The 18430-nt window shown below is 59.3% G+C and carries 15 protein-coding genes; 8 read left to right on the top strand and 7 right to left on the bottom strand.

The features are described from left to right. Positions 1 to 306 precede the first annotated feature (306 nt). The 4 genes from ABJ076_RS06355 to ABJ076_RS06370 form a co-directional block, all read right to left on the bottom strand. Positions 307 to 3036 (bottom strand): sensor histidine kinase, encoded by a 2730-nt coding sequence (locus ABJ076_RS06355; protein ID WP_348191884.1) that lies wholly within the window; start codon positions 3034 to 3036, stop codon positions 307 to 309. Next, positions 3036 to 3308, bottom strand: a complete 273-nt coding sequence (locus ABJ076_RS06360; RefSeq protein WP_348191887.1) for a hypothetical protein — start codon at positions 3306 to 3308, stop codon at positions 3036 to 3038. The genes ABJ076_RS06355 and ABJ076_RS06360 overlap by 1 nt, the downstream gene beginning before the upstream one ends. A gap of 3 nt (positions 3309 to 3311) precedes the next feature. After that, positions 3312 to 3683 carry a response regulator gene (locus ABJ076_RS06365; RefSeq protein ID WP_348191890.1) on the bottom strand — a complete coding sequence of 124 codons (372 nt, stop codon included), beginning with the start codon at positions 3681 to 3683 and terminating at the stop codon, positions 3312 to 3314. A gap of 107 nt (positions 3684 to 3790) precedes the next feature. After that, positions 3791 to 5302: a short-chain fatty acyl-CoA regulator family protein gene (locus tag ABJ076_RS06370; protein ID WP_348191893.1), complete on the bottom strand. Its 1512-nt coding sequence runs from the start codon at positions 5300 to 5302 to the stop codon at positions 3791 to 3793. A 218-nt stretch (positions 5303 to 5520) separates the two neighbouring features. Between ABJ076_RS06370 and ABJ076_RS06375 the strand changes: the two genes are divergently transcribed. The 7 genes from ABJ076_RS06375 to ABJ076_RS06405 all read left to right on the top strand — a co-directional run bounded on the left by ABJ076_RS06375 (position 5521) and on the right by ABJ076_RS06405 (position 12315). After that, positions 5521 to 6870, top strand: a complete 1350-nt coding sequence (locus tag ABJ076_RS06375) for a substrate-binding protein (protein ID WP_348191896.1) — start codon at positions 5521 to 5523, stop codon at positions 6868 to 6870. 92 nt (positions 6871 to 6962) lie between these two features. After that, positions 6963 to 7994: a branched-chain amino acid ABC transporter permease gene (locus ABJ076_RS06380; protein WP_348191899.1), complete on the top strand. Its 1032-nt coding sequence runs from the start codon at positions 6963 to 6965 to the stop codon at positions 7992 to 7994. A gap of 3 nt (positions 7995 to 7997) precedes the next feature. Continuing rightward, positions 7998 to 9206, top strand: a complete 1209-nt coding sequence (locus ABJ076_RS06385) for a branched-chain amino acid ABC transporter permease (RefSeq protein ID WP_348191902.1) — start codon at positions 7998 to 8000, stop codon at positions 9204 to 9206. An 11-nt stretch (positions 9207 to 9217) separates the two neighbouring features. Next, positions 9218 to 9973, top strand: coding sequence for an ABC transporter ATP-binding protein (locus ABJ076_RS06390; protein ID WP_348191905.1), 756 nt, complete (start codon positions 9218 to 9220; stop codon positions 9971 to 9973). Continuing rightward, positions 9970 to 10758 carry an ABC transporter ATP-binding protein gene (locus ABJ076_RS06395; protein WP_348191908.1) on the top strand — a complete coding sequence of 263 codons (789 nt, stop codon included), beginning with the start codon at positions 9970 to 9972 and terminating at the stop codon, positions 10756 to 10758. Before ABJ076_RS06390 ends, ABJ076_RS06395 begins: the two co-directional genes overlap by 4 nt. Before the next feature lie 143 nt (positions 10759 to 10901). Continuing rightward, positions 10902 to 11489 (top strand): histidine phosphatase family protein, encoded by a 588-nt coding sequence (locus tag ABJ076_RS06400; RefSeq protein ID WP_348191910.1) that lies wholly within the window; start codon positions 10902 to 10904, stop codon positions 11487 to 11489. A 355-nt stretch (positions 11490 to 11844) separates the two neighbouring features. Next, the gene (locus ABJ076_RS06405; protein ID WP_348191913.1) at positions 11845 to 12315 is read left to right on the top strand and encodes a hypothetical protein; all 471 of its coding nucleotides are present in this window, start codon (positions 11845 to 11847) and stop codon (positions 12313 to 12315) included. Between the two features lie 22 nt (positions 12316 to 12337). Here the strand turns inward: ABJ076_RS06405 and ABJ076_RS06410 are convergent, their stop codons facing one another. From ABJ076_RS06410 to ABJ076_RS06420, 3 genes are read right to left on the bottom strand one after another with little or no spacing between them, the layout of a single operon-like run. Then, positions 12338 to 14293, bottom strand: a complete 1956-nt coding sequence (locus ABJ076_RS06410; RefSeq protein ID WP_348191916.1) for a MacB family efflux pump subunit — start codon at positions 14291 to 14293, stop codon at positions 12338 to 12340. Between the two features lie 4 nt (positions 14294 to 14297). After that, complete coding sequence (locus ABJ076_RS06415) at positions 14298 to 15521, bottom strand: efflux RND transporter periplasmic adaptor subunit (protein WP_348191919.1); 1224 nt, start codon at positions 15519 to 15521, stop codon at positions 14298 to 14300. A gap of 34 nt (positions 15522 to 15555) precedes the next feature. Further along, positions 15556 to 17016 carry an efflux transporter outer membrane subunit gene (locus ABJ076_RS06420; protein ID WP_348191922.1) on the bottom strand — a complete coding sequence of 487 codons (1461 nt, stop codon included), beginning with the start codon at positions 17014 to 17016 and terminating at the stop codon, positions 15556 to 15558. 502 nt (positions 17017 to 17518) lie between these two features. On the opposite strand from ABJ076_RS06420, the gene ABJ076_RS06425 reads away from it, so the two are divergent. Further along, positions 17519 to 18373: a D-amino-acid transaminase gene (locus tag ABJ076_RS06425; RefSeq protein WP_348191925.1), complete on the top strand. Its 855-nt coding sequence runs from the start codon at positions 17519 to 17521 to the stop codon at positions 18371 to 18373. Positions 18374 to 18430: the final 57 nt, after the last annotated feature.

Genomic DNA, 18430 nt, shown 5'->3' on the forward strand with positions numbered 1-18430 from the left:
TCTGCCTGTATCATCGGGCGCGGAAATGATTGTCGATCCCTCAGGTTTCGGCTGGACGCCAGAGGCTTCGCGCAATCTGGTTGTATGTCCGACGATGACGCTATGTGTTCCGACGACTGGCTCGGATGCATCGCCTTCATCGAAGGCTTACAAGGGGACGGCAGTGTTCCAAGCGTGAGAATTAAGACAATGACGCGCGTAAACATCGCCTAGACTCCGATGAATTTTTCGGTGTTCGGAAAAAATAGAGGCAAATACGTCACGAATGCGTTAACGTCGCGCGTTTTTACTGCAGTTCGCTCGCGCTCAGACGATCGCTTCTTGCTCTGGCTGGCCCAGCAGCGTTTTTGCCGGAAGCGCGATGCGGAAGCATGTTCCGATCTGCCGGTCATCGATCAGCGCTAGAGTCCCCCCGAGCCGTTTCATGATCTCCTTGCTGATGGCAAGGCCAAGACCGATCCCGCCGGTCGAGGACTGGGCCGCGCCGCGCTGGAATTTCTCGAAGATGAATGGCCGCAGATTACTGGGGATGCCCGGGCCATTATCGGAAATCTCGATTTCGTACTGATCGCCGGCCAGTCGACCGGAAACCCGCACTTCCGGCTTTGGCGACGTGTTGTGTTTGATGGCGTTGGTCAGGATGTTGATCACAACTTGCTGCAATCGATCCGGATCGGCTTCAACCAGCGCTGAGGGAAGTGGGGCGTTCAGCAGGATTTCACTGCCGGTGGCCTGCGCCAGTCCCCGGCAGGATTCTATGGCCCGAACAAGCGGCACTGCTGCATCGAGTTCGTGCAGGTTCCACGAGGCCTCCCCACGATCCATCAGGTTCATATCCAGGATCTCGTCGAGTAAGCGGGTCAGGCGCAGGCTTTCCTCGTGGATGATGGAGAGGAAGCGTTGGTTTTGCGGGCTCGAGAGGTCACGGCTTTCCAGCAGGATCTCCGAGAAGGAGCGGATCGAGGTCATTGGCGTGCGGACCTCGTGGCTGACCTGGCTGAGGAAATCGTCCTTTTGCGCATCCAGCAGGGTGAGCCGCTGGTTCGCGCGCCGAAGCTCGCGTGCCGTGGCCTCAAGCTCAAGTGACTTTTTCTCCACCTCCTGGCTGTATTCCATCAGCTGTGCCGTCTCGTCAGCGATCCGCATCAGCTCGTCGAGACTGATGGTCTCGCCGCTGACGATGCGCGAGATCATTGCCCGCGCGGAGGCTGCCCCGATGGAGCCGGCTAGGCGGCGCTCCAGATGGGCTATGAAGGCATCGGTCGGCTGCGGAAAATCGCTCTCCAGTCCCTGTCCCTCGGCGAACTCTCGGAATACGCGCTGGGCTTCGTTCGATCCGAGAATGCGCTGCGCCAGAATGAACAAATCTTCGGCCGAGGCGGAACGCTGGATGAATCGATGCTCATCGCCAGCGGGTGTACGGAACACGTCGACGAACAGGGTGCCCTGAAGACGTTCCAGCGGTTTCGGCTCGAACAGCAGGGAGCCACCGATGAACAGAACCGTATTGATGGCGAGGCTCCAGAACAGGGCATGGACGAGTGGATCCTGCCCTGTCAGACCAAGCAGGGCTTGCGGGCGAAACAGCTCTATGCCCCAGGGTCCGAATTCGATGGTGCTGGCCGACAGCAGCAGGTCGCCCTCGAAGCTCGGCAGAAACAGGGTGTAGCCCCAGAGCAGGAAACCGGCCAGCAGGCCAAGCTTGGCGCCGCTGGCGGTGGCCCGCTTCCAGTAGATGCCGCCGAGCAGGGACGGCAGAAACTGGGCGACGCCGGCAAAAGCGATCAGCCCAATGGCGGCCAGCGCGTCCGACTTGCCGCTGAGCCGGAAATAGAGATAGCCGAGCAGCAGAATGACACCGATGCTGATACGCCTGCTGATCAGCAGCAAGCGACGGACATCTCCGCTGCGCTCGATGGATGTCCATGGCGTCCGCAGCGCGATGGGCATGACGATATGGTTCGAGATCATGGTCGACAGCGCGATGGAGGCAACAATGACCATCGATGTCGCTGAGGAAAACCCGCCAAGAAAAGCCAGTAGCACCAGAAAATCCTGATCGACCGACATTGGCAGGGTCAGGACGAACATGTCCGGATTGGAACCTTCGGGCAGCACCGTCAGGCCACCAATGGCAATCGGCAGCACGAATAGGCTCATCAGCAGCAGGTAGGCAGGGAACAGCCATGATGCCATGCGAAGCTGATCCTCGCCGGTATTCTCCACCACGGTGACCTGGAACTGGCGGGGCAGGCATATTATCGCGATGCCGGACAGGAAGGTAAGGGCTATCCAGCGGGCGTCGAACATGTCTTCGGTTTGCAGAATACGCGCGGCATCTCGGCTGAAGATGTCGGCGGGTCCGTCCGCCAGCGCGAAGACCACGAAAAGCCCCACCGCGATCAGGGCGAAGAGTTTAACCAGCGCTTCCAGCGCGATGGCGGCGACGACGCCGTGGTGACGCTCGTTTGCGTCGATTGTCCGTGTGCCGAAAATGATGGTGAAGAGCGCCATTCCGGCGGCGATCCAGAAGGCCATTTCGTTGGCCGGGTCGCTGCTTGGCGGGTCTGCAAGATTGCCCGGATCGGTGGCGACGATGACCTGAATACTGGTTGTAACGGCCTTCAGCTGCAGGGCGATATAGGGTGTGGTTCCGATCACCGCGATCAGGGTCACCAGAACGGCGAGACTGGTGCTCTTGCCGTAGCGGGACGAAATCAGGTCGGCGATTGAGGTGATCCGGTGCATGTGGCCGATCCGGACCAGCTTGCGCAACAGGAACCACCAGCCGATGAAAACCAGTGTTGGCCCGAGATAAATGGTGGCGAATTCAAGCCCGTTCCGGACCGCCGAGCCGACGGCGCCGTAGAATGTCCAGGACGTGCAATAAACCGAGATCGACAGAGTGTAGACAACCGGTGACTGGATCCAGGAAGCCTTACCGCTTCGCGCCTGACGGTCGCCCAGGAACGCGACCATGAAGAGCAGCGCCACGTAGGCGAGCGAGGTCAGGAAAATCAGGTTCGGGGAAAGCATCAGCGCCCTGGGGAACCGGGGGAGGATGTATCGGGTGGCACGATTGCGTGCGGTTCTGGGTCATGGAGCCTGTTCGAGAACCAGAAGGCGATCACGATCAGGGCGGACCAGAGCCCGAAGATATAGGCGACGATCAGCGGAATGCCAAAAACGCTTTCCTGCGCCAAGAACAGGTCTATGACGGGCGGCAGCAGCAGGAAGAACCCTGCCACCGGTAGAAGGAAGGCGGCGTCGCGGAACTTTGCCGCTGTGCTTGGCGAGGCGGATCGCATCGGCTAGAGCCCGGCCAGCCTGCGGACTTGCTCGACAACATCCTTATTCGAAAAAGGTTTGGTCACGAACGCATTCGCGCCGATTTCCTCGGCGGTCTTGCGGTCCTTTTCCTGTCCTTTGGCCGTCAGCACGATGACCGGTAGATCGCGGGTGCGGGGAGAGGCGCGGAGTTGGCGCAGGATGTCAAACCCGTTGCGGTGCGGCAGCATGATGTCGAGAATCACCACGTCGGGCAAAGTGCCGTCGCTGAGCTGTTCCATAGCGGAATTTCCGTCGAGCGCACTTGTCACTTCCCACCCTTCGCGTCCAAGCAGAAAGCTCAGGGATTCGAGGATGTTCGGCTCGTCCTCCGCAATAAAGACGCGTTTCGTCACGCCGTTCCCCCCAATAGCCGTGTTCGTAGTCCGACTGTTTTTCAAATGCCGGTTACTTCCGAGTGTAGCTGAGGAGGGCGATGGCGCAACAACTCTGCGTCCTTTCGTCAGGTGCCGGTGATCGGATGTTCTTGCCGATGACGGCATTCTTCGCGCGTGCAGACCCGGCATGCGGACCCGACAGGCTCCGATACGGACCTGGCGGTCAGGTCCAATCCGTCGCCGTAGATTACGTCGCGCGCATAGAGCGCATCGCAGCCGAGCATGATGGAAACAAGGTGCCGGGGAGCGTCGAACCCCGTGGCTTGCTTGGCGACGGTTTTGGCGAAAAAAAGGAAGCGGTTGCGGTCAGGAAACTCAGCCAGCTGCCGAAATACCCTGTCCGGCGTCTGAAAGGCGCGATAGATGGCCCAGAGCGGACAAGCGCCGCCATAGCGTGGCAAAGGCAGGTCGCGCAGCGGGAGACGTTTGGTGATGTAGCCGGCCGGATCGGACCGCATGAAGGCGAAGGGCACCCCTTCCGCGCCAGGTTTCCGGAGAGAGGCCAAGCGGTGGCAAACCTGTTCGACGCTGGCGCTGAACCGGTACTGCAGCATGTCGATATCATACCGGCAGGCGATGGCAGTCTGACGGAACTGGTCGTACGGCATCAGCATGGCAGCAGCGGCATAGGATTGCAGCGAACGGCGACCTCTGACCAAGGCCGCATCGCTGGTCAGCAGAGGGGATTGCAGCAGAGTTTCCTCGATCACCTCTGCCAGAGCTGTGACCACGAGCGCTCGTGCCGCCCGGAACCGCCGGGTTGCTGTCGGCAGGGCGGGGCCGGCGCTATCGGGCGCGGGCGGTCGTGTCTTGCTAATCTGCTGGAGTAATGTGTGTGCGGCGGACTCGAACTCCGGCGCGACCACGTCGCATCCGAGCCGCGCAACGAGCCCTTCCACGGCTTCTTCCAGCGACGCAAAATAGTTCTGGTTCTCCAGAACGAAATCATCGACCTCCTCGGCCGGTGTTACGGATCCCTGACGTGACGGCGCGCGGTCGAAATACCCCGCCATGGCCTGGGCGACATCGGACAGCTTTGCGCTTTCCTCCGCGAGGTTTTGGTGAAACCGTGCCCGCTGGTCTTCTGGAACGTCATCGACGCTGGCGAGAATTTCAGAGGTCGACCGTATGGCTGCAATATTGGAGAGCATGCCGTGCACCGCGTCGGAGAGGAACGGATCCTGACGCAAACGGTCGGACAACGCATGCAGGGTAGCAGTCTGGTCCAGATTGGTTCTGTGCATGTTCACGATCAACCCGGCCCATGGCCGGTGCCGGGCGACAAGGTCGGTCGCGCTTTCCGGATCTGCCTCGCCATCGGCATTGGCGGGATCGGTTGCGATTTCCTCCAGATCCTGGATCAGTCGGCGTTCGACGGCACCGTCCAGGTAGTCGATTCCGACGGAAAGCACCTCTCCCAGTCGCCGCAGCAGTGCGCCGCCAACTTGGCGTTTGTTGTGCTCGATCAGGTTCAGGTATGACGCGGAAATACCAGCGGCCTTCGCAAGATCCGCTTGTGTCCGGCCCAGGCTGCGGCGCCGCTCTCGAATTCTCATGCCAATTGGCGCGCGGGCCATGTATCAGTTCCTTGATTTCGCTCATCTTGGTGCGGTGCAGCGTAAATTATTTACAAACCAATAATTTTTAGTGTTCATATAATTACAAAAAAATCGGCAAATATCAATTACTTATTCGTTTATTGACTAAATGTGCGTACGATCATGACCGAGCGCATAAAGATGCTCATCGGGGATTGGGTCTCTGACGCATTCCAGAAAAATAACGGGAGGAACAAATGGCAAAGTTCAATAATGGATTAAGCCGCCGGGGCCTGCTGAAAGCTTCAGCTGTCGCTGGCGTCGGCCTTGCGGCGCCGACGGTTTTTACAAGTAAAGCCTATGCCTACACGAATGAGCCGAAGGGCGGATCTGTAACCCTTGGCTTCAACGTGCCGCAGTCCGGCCCGTATGCGGACGAGGGCGCGGATGAGCTGCGCGCTTACGAGCTTGCTGTCGAGCATCTGAATGGTGGCGGTGATGGCGGGATGTTGAATACGTTCTCGTCAAAGGCTCTTAAAGGTTCCGGTATTCTTGGCAAAAAAGTCGAGTACGTGACCGGCGACACGCAGACCAAATCCGACGCAGCACGCGCTTCGGCGAAGTCGATGATCGAGAAAGACGGAGCCATCATGATTACCGGCGGCTCGTCCTCCGGCGTCGCGGTGGCGGTACAGGGCTTGTGTCAGGAAGCTGGCGTGATCTTCATGGCTGGTCTGACCCACTCGAACGACACCACCGGTAAAGATAAAAAAGCGAACGGTTTCCGCCACTTTTTCAACAGCTACATGTCAGGTGCAGCGCTCGCGCCGGTGCTTGGCAAAGCCTATGGCACCGATCGGAAAGCTTACCATCTGACGGCTGACTACAACTGGGGTTACACCACAGAAGAAGCCGTCCGTAGCTCGACCGAAGCGATGGGCTGGGAAACGGTTGGGGCGGTCAAGACACCGCTCGCTCAGACCGATTTCTCTTCCTATATCACGCCGGTTCTGCAGTCTGATGCCGACGTTCTGGTGCTGAACCACTATGGCGGCAACATGGTGAATTCGCTGACCAACGCGGTTCAGTTCGGGCTGCGCGAGCGTGTCGCCAACGGCAAGAATTTCGAGATCGTTGTGCCGCTTTACTCGCGACTTATGGCGAAGGGTGCCGGCGCAAACGTTAAGGGCATCTTCGGTTCTACGAACTGGCACTGGTCGCTGACAGACGAAGGCTCCAAAGCGTTCGTCAAATCCTTCGGCACCAAGTACGGTTTCCCGCCGAGCCAGGCCGCCCACACATGCTACGTTCAGGCTCTGCTGTATGCCGATGCCGTCGAACGGGCTGGTAGCTTCAATCCGTGTGCCGTCGTCGAGGCTCTCGAAGGCTTCGAGTTCGATGGTATGGGCAACGGCCCGACCCTCTACCGGGCAGACGATCATCAGTGCTTCAAAGACGTTCTCGTCGTGAAGGGTAAAGAGAACCCGACTTCGGAGTTCGATTTGCTGGAGATCGTCGAGGTTACGCCGGTCGCGCAGGTTACCTACGCGCCGGACCATCCGCAGGTCGCTGGCGGTAGCCTCGGAACTTGTAACCCGGGCTCGTAATCGGGCACTCTTAACGCACCGACCGTGCCTGAGGGCACGGTCGGTTCTTTGCGTTATTTGGGAATGTGATCGGATCCACAGGAGGTGGCGTCTTGGACGCGATTATTCTTCAGATTCTTAATGGACTGGACAAGGGCAGCGCCTATGCGCTGATCGCGCTCGGTCTTACGCTAATCTTCGGGACACTGGGTGTTGTCAATTTCGCCCATGGGGCATTGTTCATGTTGGGGGCGTTCTGCGCTGTCACACTGAACAAGATTCTCACGTTCTCTTACGAAACGATCGATCCGGTCCGTAAAGACTTTCTAGGAAACCCCCTCAAGGTCGAAACACCGTACATTCACGACTGGTTCGGGCCGGACGTTGGCACCGCCATGATCGAGTGGTCGGTGCCGTTGGCGATCCTGTTCTCCATACCGATCATGATTCTCGTTGGTCTCTCCATGGAACGGGGCCTGATCAAGTACTTCTACAAGCGGCCTCACGCCGACCAAATTCTGGTCACCTTCGGACTGGCAATCGTCCTGCAGGAGATCATTAAGTACTTCTATGGCGCGAACCCGATCCCGACGCCGGCGCCCCCGGCTCTGACCGGCAGCGCGGATTTCGGTGTCCTGCTCGGCTTCGATGCCGGCTCGATCATCTACCCTTACTGGCGCCTGGTTTATTTCGTTTTCGCGGCTTTCATCATCGGCGGTGTGTTCGCATTCCTGCGATATACCACCTTCGGTATGGTCGTTCGCGCCGGCATGGCCGATCGCGAGACTGTTGGCCTGCTGGGGATCAACATCGACAAACGTTTCACCATCATGTTCGCGCTCGCGGCCTGCGTGGCCGGACTTGCTGGTGTGATGTACACCCCGATCAATTCGCCGAACTACCATATGGGGATGGACTTCCTGGTTCTCTCCTTTGTCGTCGTCGTGGTCGGCGGCATGGGGTCTCTCGAAGGGGCTGTTGCCGCAGGCTTCCTGCTCGGCGTGCTGGAGTCTTTCGCGTCGATGGGCGAGATCGTCTCGCTGCTTCCGGGTATTAACCAGATCATTATCTATCTGGTCGCCATCATTATTCTATTGACGCGTCCTCGCGGCCTAATGGGTCGTAAGGGCGTGATGGAGGAGTGACCGATGCTGGGACTCAACAGCAAAGACAAGACGCTGTTTCTGATCGTCCTCGCGCTGACGATGTTCGCCCCGTTTCTGCTGAATCCTTTCCCGGAAGGGTCTGAGCTGGCGCAGTTCAATGCGGGCTATCCGGATCTCATGCAGAGATTTGTGATCTTCGGGATATTCGCGATTGGCTTTAATATCCTCTTCGGGCTGACCGGATATCTCAGCTTTGGCCATGCAGCTTTCCTCGGAGTTGGTTCCTATGCCGGCGTTTGGATGCTGAAGCTGCTAACGATGAACGTTGTGCCGGCGATCGTTGTGTCGGTGATTTTCGCAGGGCTGTTTTCAGCCATTGTTGGATACATCTCGCTGCGCCGTTCGGGGATCTACTTTTCGATCCTCACATTGGCCTTCGCGCAAATGTCATTCGCGCTGGCCTATTCCGTGCTGACTCCGATCACTAACGGTGAGACGGGGCTACAACTGGCTCTTGATGATCCGCGTATTCTGGATTTCGGCGCGGCCGACGGTTCGCTTCCTGCGACGAACTTCTTCGGGATCGAGATGCGCGATGGGTTCGAGCTGGCGCTTGGTCCGTGGCTCTTCACCTTCAATTTCGGCTATTATCTCTGTGCGGTCGTGATGTTGGTCGCATTCTACATCTCGATCCGTATCTTCCGGTCGCCCTTTGGCCTGATGTTGCGGGCGTTGAAGACGAACCAGCAGCGGATGCGCTTCACTGGTAAGAACCCGAAACCCCATACGCTGGCGGCTTTCATTATCTCCGGCATGTATGCCGGGCTTGCAGGTGGGCTGATGGTAGCCATGGACCCGCTTGCCGGAGCCGAACGCATGCAATGGACCGCCAGTGGCGAGGTGGTTCTGATGACCATTCTCGGCGGTGCCGGAACCTTGATCGGTCCGGTACTCGGGGCGGGCGTGATCAAATACTTCGAGAACATCTTCTCGAAGATCAACGACAATGTCCTCTACAACTGGTTTTCCTTCCTGCCGGACGGCATGCAGGACGCATTTGTCTTCATGATCCATCCGTTCATCGGCAAGGGCTGGCACCTCACTCTCGGAATCATGTTCATGCTGGTCGTGATCTTCCTTCCGGGCGGAGTGGTCGAAGGCGGACAGCGGCTCAAGCGGCTGTTCCGTCGACGGGACGGCTCAGACAGTGCGGGCGGCGCTTCGTCGGCCAAAGTACATCCGGCGGAATAGGGAGCGGATTGATGGGTATTCTTGAAGTCAAAGGGGTCAACAAACGCTTCGGCGGTTTGAAGGCTCTTGACGAGGTCAATCTAAATGTCGAAGCCGGAACTGTGCATGCGATCATAGGACCGAACGGTGCGGGCAAGTCGACCTTTCTCAATTGTCTGGTCGGCCGGCTGGAGCCGGATACGGGAACGGTGGATTTCGATGGCAGCTCTCTTCTCAATCTTGAGCCGCATGAGATCAACCAGTTAGGTGTAAGTCGGGTGTTCCAGACGCCGGAGATTTTCGGCGATCTGGATCTGCTCGAAAATGTCATGATTCCGACGCTGGCGCGCCGGGACGGTCCGATCAAGCTGGATGCCTGGAGCCGGGTGGATCATCTCGTGGAGGTCCGGGAACGGGCCGAGGAACAGCTGCAGGATGTGGGACTGTTCGAAAAGCGGGATATGATGGCGAGCAGTTTGTCGCGCGGTGACAAGCGGAGGTTGGAACTCGCCATGTGCCTCGTGCAGGACCCCAAACTTCTCCTGCTGGACGAGCCGACTGCCGGCATGTCCCGGGCCGATACAAACAACACCATCGACCTGCTGAAGAAAATTGGCGAGCGCGGGATTACGAAGATTGTGATCGAGCATGACATGCACGTCGTTTTCTCGCTTGCCAGCAAGATCTCCGTGATGGCCCAGGGAACCGTGATTGCCGAGGGCAAGCCGGAGGACATCAAAGGCGATCCGCGGGTCCAGGAAGCCTATCTCGGGGGAGCCCATCTATGAGCAGCGAAACTCTCCTCAATCAGCCGGACAGCGGGTCTATGAAAAAGCCGGATAATCCGATCAGGAACGTCGGAACCCCGCCAGCATATTTCTCCTGTTGGGGCCTCCAGGCCTATTACGGCGAGAGCTATATCGTCCAGGATGTCAGCTTCAATATCCATGAGGGCGAAATTGTCGCCCTGCTTGGGCGTAACGGGGCCGGAAAGACGTCCACACTGCGCGCCATCGCGCGCGCCGGCGACCCGCAGTTGCACCATGGGGAAATCTGGCTCGATCACCAACCGCTGCACGAAATGTCCAATTATCAGGCGGCACAGAACGGCGTTGGCCTGGTGCAGGAAGACCGGCGGATTATTCCAGGCCTGACAGTCGAGGAAAATCTTGAACTGGCTCAAATCAACAAGCCGCACGGCTGGTCGATCGAGCGGCTGTATGAGCATTTCCCGCGCCTGGCGGAACGCCGCAAGCAGGAAGGGATCACGATGTCTGGCGGCGAGCAGCAGATGCTGGCGGTCGCCCGTGCCCTTGCCCGTGACGTGAAGCTGCTGCTCCTGGATGAGCCTTATGAAGGGCTGGCTCCGGTCATCGTCCAGGAGATCGAAAAGATCCTTGAGGAAATCAAAACCCTCGGAATGACCTCGATTATTGTTGAACAAAATGCGATCGCGGCTCTGCATCTTGCAGACCGGGCCCTGATCCTCGATATGGGTCAGATCGTCTTCGACGGCACCGCTCAAGAAGTGCTGGATGATGAGGCGCTCCGACAGGAGTATCTCGCGATCTGATTTAACGGGTGCCGAAGCGGATCTCCTGTTCGCGGCATCTCAGAGCCCCGCTTTATGCGGGGCTTTTTCTTTTGGTGTCCGCTCGTTGCCTGCGCTTCACCACGCCCTAACTCAGATCGTTGGGCGTTTGAGGGAGCCAGCCAATGTGTGTTGTGTTGCGTATCGTCTTTACGAGTTTGGCCATTCTTGTTCTGTGCGCTGCTCCAACGCAAAGCACCGAAGCAAGCACTCTTGAAACTGGCTGGGCTCGGCTCAAGGAGCCGGGGACGGTGGCGATCATGCGCCATGCGATAGCACCGGGAACCGGTGATCCGGGCGATTTCCGGATTGGCGATTGTTCGACACAACGCAATCTTGATGAGAGAGGCCGCGAACAGGCGCGGCGCATTGGTGCTGCGGTGCGCGCTTCGGGCGCCAAAATAGACCGGATCCTTTCCAGTCAATGGTGTCGCTGTGTCGAGACGGCGAAATTGCTTGAGGTCGGGACGGTCGAGCAACTGGCCAGCCTGAATTCTTTCTTTGAAGACCGATCAACCGAGAGTGCGCAAACCGAAGCGCTGCGCGTTTTTCTGAATGGGTTGTCTGACGACGAGACAGTTCTCCTCGTGACGCATCAGGTGAACATTACCGCTCTCACCGGTGTTTTTCCGGCTTCCGGCGAAGTCGTCCTTTTCAGGATGGGGGCTGATGGGACTCCAACTGTTCTAGAGCGCATACGCACCGGATCGTGAGTGCTTCGCGATCTTGAGTATTCACCTGCATGCCAATGGATCGGTACACAGTCATCCGGAAGTACAATGATGCATCATGCTTGTAGGGAGTGGCGAGCGAATGCAAGACGGGTTGTATCAGGCGGCCAGCTGGCAAACGTCGTTCTGGGCCTGAAGTCTCACTCCGACGCTGGACTACTGGTAAATGATGGCATCAGCCCATAGCTTGGCGCGTGCAAGGACGCGAGCGTCTGATACGCCAAATGACTGGTGCCTGGTCTGCACAAGGCGGCGCCTAAATGTTGGTCTGTCACGTTCTGGTCGTTGCGCGTTTGACCATCGTTAGCATCCCGTATCCCTGCGGAAGAGAGTGGACATGAAAGCTGGAATCCGTGCGGGACTTGTTGCTTTTCCGCTCCTGCTGGCGGTTATCCCGTTCGTGACCCGTTTTGCCAGTGCTTCCGAAACAGCTATGCGCTCCAGTAACGTCACTGCGCTGGACGGTGATCACGAGGTCCCCGAAACCTGCCGTCTGGACCTTCCCGTCCAAGTTCCTCCAATCAGTGTTTCAGAGGCGGAGAACGTGGAGAAAACTTGGGCCAGAGCGCTCGGTGTTGTGGTGACACTCTCGCGCCAACTGGTTCGTACACGCGGCGGCGCCGATGCCGATAAAGACAACGAAACTCAAAGAAGGAAGCGCAAGATGAAGATCATGCTCATGCACAGCAGTATCGTCCCGCATCAGCAGCAGATCTTTATCGCGCTTGGCCCGGAGGGGCACGGGCTTGCCGTTCGGCTCGCGAAACAACTTGACGGGTGTGTTGATGCCATCCGCAGGAACCTATGACAATGACCGGGGCATGGCCCGGTCAACTGCCAGATAGAACAATAGACGGATCAAGCCGGGAAGCATTACGCGCGGGCAGGTAGCCGAAGACGACCCCGATCAAAGTCGCGCAGACCACCGCCGAGATGATCGCGGTCGTTGAGTATATCAGGGTAAAACTCGACCCGAGCATGCTGAAGGCGGCGCCGAAGCCGAGCGCGACAAGGATGCCAAGCACGCCGCTGATCAGGCAGACCAGCACGGCTTCGATCAGGAATTGCTGCAGGATGTCTCCCTGGCGGGCGCCGACCGCCATACGCACGCCGATTTCGGTGATCCGTTCGGAGACCGACACCAGCATGATGTTCATCACCCCGATGCCGCCGACGGCAAGCGAGATCAGCGCGATGGCGGAGACCAGGAGAGCCATGGTTTGCGACGTGCGGGTGATGCTCTGGCGGATCTCGTCCGTGTTGATAATGAAGAAGTCTTTCGCTCCGTGCCGCTGGGTCAGCATGTCCGTGACGGTTTGCTCGGCGACGCTCATATCCGTGCTTTCGTCCACGCGCAGGATGATGCTGCGCAGGGATGTGCTGCCGAGAAAGCGGGTCTGCACGGTGGTGTAGGGCAGGTAGACCGAGAGGTTTTGCCTGCCGCCAAAGCTGCTCTGGCTGGATGAGACCACGCCGATCACCCGGCAGGGGACGGCATTGACGAAGATCACGCTGCCGACGGCCGCTTCCGGCTCATCGGGAAAGAGCGTTTTCCGGGTATTCTCGTCGATTACGGCTTCCTGGGTCCGGAACCGGATACTGTCCGCATCAAGCAATCGCCCCTCGACAAGCTCCGTTGCCTTCGCCGCGAAATATTGCTCTCCCACACCGCTGATCTGGGCATTGGCCTCAATCGCTCCGAAACGCGTGGTTCCGGAGGAGGAGACCGTCGGCGTCACCGCCGCCGCAAAATATTGCTTTTCCAGCTCCGTGGCGTCGCTCACCACCAGTGTCTTGATCCTGCCTGAACGCAGATCGCCAAAATTCTTGCCGGGGAAGATCTCCAGAGTGTTGGTGCCGAGCCGCCGGATATTATCCAGGACCTGTTGCTGGGAGCCTTCGCCGAGGGCGAGAACGCAGACAACCGATGCAATACCGATGACGATGCCAAGCATGGTCAGTGACGTTCGCAGTTTATGCGCCCGCATGGCGATCAGCGCCATCTGGAAGGCTTCGGAAAACCGGTCCGCTGCTGCTGTCCAGGCGGATGCTGTCCGGTTTCCGGAAGCATGCCCGGCTGGCTCGGGCTGTTTTGCCGGGCGGGTCTGTGTGTCCGAGATGATCTCGCCGTCGCTGATCTCGATGATGCGTTCGGCCTGGGCGGCGACGTCCGGGTCGTGGGTGACGATGATGACGGTACGCCCATCCTCGTGCAGCTCATGCAGGATGCGCAGCACTTCCTCGCTGCTCTTCTTGTCCAGAGCACCGGTCGGCTCGTCCGCCAGGATCACGTCCGCGTCGTTCATCAGGGCGCGGGCAATCGAGACCCGCTGTTGTTGGCCGCCGGAGAGCTGACCCGGCCGGTGATCCGCGCGATCCGCCATGCCAAGGCGGTCCAGTAACCGATGCGCTTTATCCAGCCGATCGGAGCTGCGCTGCCCGGCGTAGATGGCGGGAATTTCAACGTTCCCCGCCGCCGTCAGTTCCGCCAGCAGATTGTAGCGCTGGAAAATGAAACCGAAATGCTCGCGCCGGAGCGCTGCAAGATCGTCCGGGCCGAGTGCATCGGTAGGCTTGCCGGAGACCCGGTAACTTCCGGATGTCGGCCTATCGAGACAGCCGAGAATGTTCATCAGCGTCGACTTGCCGGACCCGGACGCCCCCATGATGGCAACCATTTCGCCGGACTCGATGGTGAGGTTGATGCCTTTCAACGCTTCGACATAACCTTCGCCGGACGGAAAGGCGCGGTGCAGGTTTTCGATCAGAATAAGCGGGTGCGCCATGATATCAGAACCGCATCCGGAAGCCGCGTTGTCTGCCGCCGGACGATGCGCCGCCGGACTGGCCGACGACCACCTTTTCTCCCTCGGTGAGGCCTGAAGTTACCTCGACGGTCACTTTGTCGTTCAGGCCAACGCTAATCTTCCGGTGTTCAGGCTGCCCCTTTTCGTCAAGCACCCGGATACGGTATCCGCCGCCCCTGGCAGGCGTGCCGAGTGCCGACGACGGAATGGTCAGCACATTCCGCGCTTGGTTCAGCACGATATGAACTTCCGCCGTCATGTAGGTACGCAGTCTCCGCTCCGTGTTCGGAATATCGAAGGTGCCGATGTAATAGATCGCGGAGGAACTCGATGCCGAGGACGTATTGCTGCTGGAGGAGGTGGTAATGGCGCTGTCGGAAGTAATCGATTCCGGGGCCGGTTCGATTGATTGCAGCACCGCGTCATAGCGCCGTTCCGGGTCGCCAAGGATGGTGAAATAGACCGGCTGGCCAGGCTCTACCCGGACAATATCGGCTTCTGAAATCTCTGCCCGGACGGTCATTGTGTCCAACTGGCCGAGGATGATGATGGTCGGCGTGGATTGCGCGGCGTTGACGGTCTGCCCTTCTTGGCTGACCACGGCCAGCACGGTGCCATCCGTCGGCGCGATAATCTTGGTGTAGCCGAGATTGGCATCGGCGGTCTCGACTGCGACCTCGGCCTCCACAATCTCGGCCTTCAGAGCCTCGATCTGCGCTTGCGTGGTTCGGACGTCCGCTTCCGCTGCCTCGAAGTCGGCCTGGGAGACGGCCCGTTGTGCGACCATTGATTTTTGCCGCTCCAGGGTCAGGGTGTTCCGGGTCAGGGTCGCCTGTTTTTCGGCCAGTTGTGCCTTCACCTTGGCCAGAGCGGCTTCGGCTGTCCGCAGCGCGTTTGCCTGGGTGACGGAATCGATCTCCGCTATCAGGTCACCTTCCATTACTTCATCGCCGAGGGCTACATGCAGGGCCGTAATCTGGCCGGATGCCTGGGCGCCCACGGCAACCAGGGCGGACGGCTTGAGGATACCGTTGGCGAGAACGGTTTCCTCGATAGTGCCAACCTTTGCCGGTTGCGTCGTATAGGAGACTTCCTTGGAGGGGGAGAGCTGTGTCCAGCCATAATAACTGCCGCCTGCCAACAGAGTGACGACGATGAGAGCGAGCAGAAGGCGTCCGCGCCTTCGGGATGAAGGGATTTTTGTCATGATTGGGGTATGGCCTGCATATCTCTGATGCGCATTAGTTGCGGAGAGCTGTGGAGGCTGAGGTGGCCGAATTTGAGACCTCCTTCACACCGTCCCAGCCACCACCGAGCGCTTTGTTAAGTGTTACGTAGCCGGAGGCGATGGCGACCTGGCTCTGGAGAAGGGAATCCTCTGCTGAATAAAGAGAGCGTTCCGCGTCGAGCACATCGAGGAAGCTGCTGGAGCCGGCTTGGTAGAGCGTACGCGCCAGCTGTGCCGCGTCCCGGTAGGCATTCGCAGCCTCACTCAGGGAGCGATAGCGGAGCCGTTCCTGTGCCAGCGTGACGATTGCGTTTTCGACATCTTCAAGGGCAGTTAGCACCGTTGAGCGGAAAGCGGCCTCGAACTGGTCGCGCTGGGCGACGGCAATGTCGACGGCCGCGGCGAGTTGCCCGCCATTGAAGATCGGCACGCTGACGGACGGGCCGATGAGCCAGCCGATCGAAGAGCCTTTCGCCAGATCGCCGATGCTGGAGCCGGAGGTGGAGATGCTGCCGGTCAGGCTGATGCTGGGATAGCGAGCCGCTTCGGCCTCGCCGATCAGGGCGGTGTACTGGGCAAGTTGGCGTTCGGCCGAACGCACGTCCGGCCGGGTCAGCAGGATGTCCGCAGGAACACCGGCCGGAACAGGCTTCACGGGCGTCGGGATCGGGGCGTTGTTCTCGATCAGGCTGGTCAATGCCGCTGGAGGCTGTCCGGTCAGCACGCTCAATCGGTGAACGGCTTGCGCATAGGATACTTCAAGTGTCGGGATATTGGCTTCGGTGCTGCTGGCCTGACCGGCAGCGTTTGCCATGTCCGCACCTGAGGTCGAGCCGGCCCGGAACATGGTGCGGGTCAGGGCTTCGGTCTCGCGCTGTGACGCAGCGGTGCGGCGGGCCAGCGCGATCCTTGCCCGGAAGCCCCGAGCGGAGACGTAGTTCGATGCGATATCGCCGATCAGGGTCAGCATCGTGTCGCGCAGATCTTCTTCTGCCGCGTCCAGGCTGTAGGCCGCAGCTTCGACACGTCGCTGCTTGCCGCCGAACAGATCAAGCTCCCAACTCGCATCGAAACCAGCCTGGAAGTTCGAGCCAACCGAACCGTTGCTCCGGCTCCGGTTTGCCGATCCGGTGCCGTCCAGCGTCGGCAGCAGCGCGCCGCCGACTTGCCGGTAAGTCGCGCGGGCCTCGCGGATTTTTGCTTTCGCAGCCGCCAGGTCAAGATTCTGGGCGCGCGCCACATCGATCAGCCGGTTCAGCGTTTCGTCGTCGAGCGCCAGCCACCAGCGGGAGAGAGCGGGTACGGCAACGCTCAATCTCGCCGGGGTAACTGTGCTGTCCTGACCGTTCCATTGTGCAGGCACAGGCAGTTGCGGCAATGCATAGTCCGGACCAACCGTGCAGGCCGCGAGCAGGCCGGTCAGGGCAACAAGCGCGGCTCGGGTCGCCGGGATGGTTTTTGCAGGATTGATCAACAGGGGCACTCTATTAGCCGGCTTAAGGTCAATATCTGCCGGAGGGTGGTCGGAACGGCGAGAATTGCCGGCGGAAAATCGGGACATAGAGTTCTAACGTCCTGGTTTTGAATTTCCGTCGCACGGGCCACGGAAAATTTTCACGTAAGGGTAAAAGCTGTCACTGACATCAAAGGCGGGCATCGCCGGCTGGCAGGAGGGCTGGCAGCGGATACCGTCGGAGACGAGCGCTGCAAGCTTAGAGGGCATACCGTCAAACGACCATAATTTTTTGCTGTGTAAGGATCAGCCGGGGGCCTAGAACGGACTTCCTTTTGCGGTGCAAACAGGGCTGGTTTTGAAGTCCGGCTGCGGTGTATGGTCGAATTCTCGCGGGCTCTTCGGGGTCTCCGAGGGGGCTCGCTGCAAGGCTAGATGGCCGCGTCTAAGCGCAGATCCCCCGCTCTGATCATTGTTCAAGGATCGGCTCCCGATCCGCCACCCGGTTCTTGAGGTTTACAGAATGCGTACTGTCTTTGTTAACGGCAGCTATGTCCCGGAGAACGAGGCCCAGATCTCGATCTTCGATCGCGGTTCTCTTTTCGGCGATGCCGTCTATGAGGTGACATCGGTACTCGATGGCAAGCTGGTCGAATATGAAGGCCACATGACGCGCCTGCGCCGGTCCCTGGATGAGCTGAAGCTGCCGTCACCGGCAACCGACGAAGAACTGCTGGAAATCCATCGCGAGCTGGTGAAGCGGAACGACCTCACCGAGGGCCTGATTTATTTGCAGGTCTCCCGCGGCGCCGCCGACCGTGATTTCCTGTTCCCGGGCGCGGACGTGAAGCCGACCCTGCTGATGTTCCCCCAGCATAAGTCCCTGATCAACAGCGCGCTGGCCGAGCGCGGCCAGAAGATCATCCTGGTCGACGACCTGCGCTGGCGCCGTTGCGACATCAAAACCGTGCAGCTGCTCTATGCCTCCATCGTGAAGAACCAGGCGCACGACGCCGGTGCGGATGATGCCTGGATGGTGCTGGACGGGGAGATCACCGAAGGTTCCTCCAACAACGCCTATATCGTCACCGAGGACGGCACCATCGTCACCCGTGACCTGTCGACGGATATCCTGCACGGCATCACCCGCAAGTCGGTTCTGCAATGCGCGGCCGAGCTGCAGCTGAAGGTCGAGGAGCGGCCGTTCACCGTGGCGGAAGCCAAGGCGGCGACAGAAGCTTTCTCCACCTCGGCCACCAGCTTCGTGACCCCGGTCATAGAGATCGATGGTTCCGCCATTGGTGAAGGCAAACCCGGCCCGATCGCCCACCGCCTGCGCCAAGTCTATATCGAGAGCAGCAAGGCCGCCGGTATCTGATCTGAGACCAGACTTCCGGTTCTGTTTTTCGGGCGCGGTCTGAGATCGCGCCCGAAG

Origin of the sequence: Nisaea sp. (assembly GCF_039990255.1) — a bacterium.
Classification (GTDB): domain Bacteria; phylum Pseudomonadota; class Alphaproteobacteria; order Thalassobaculales; family Thalassobaculaceae; genus Nisaea.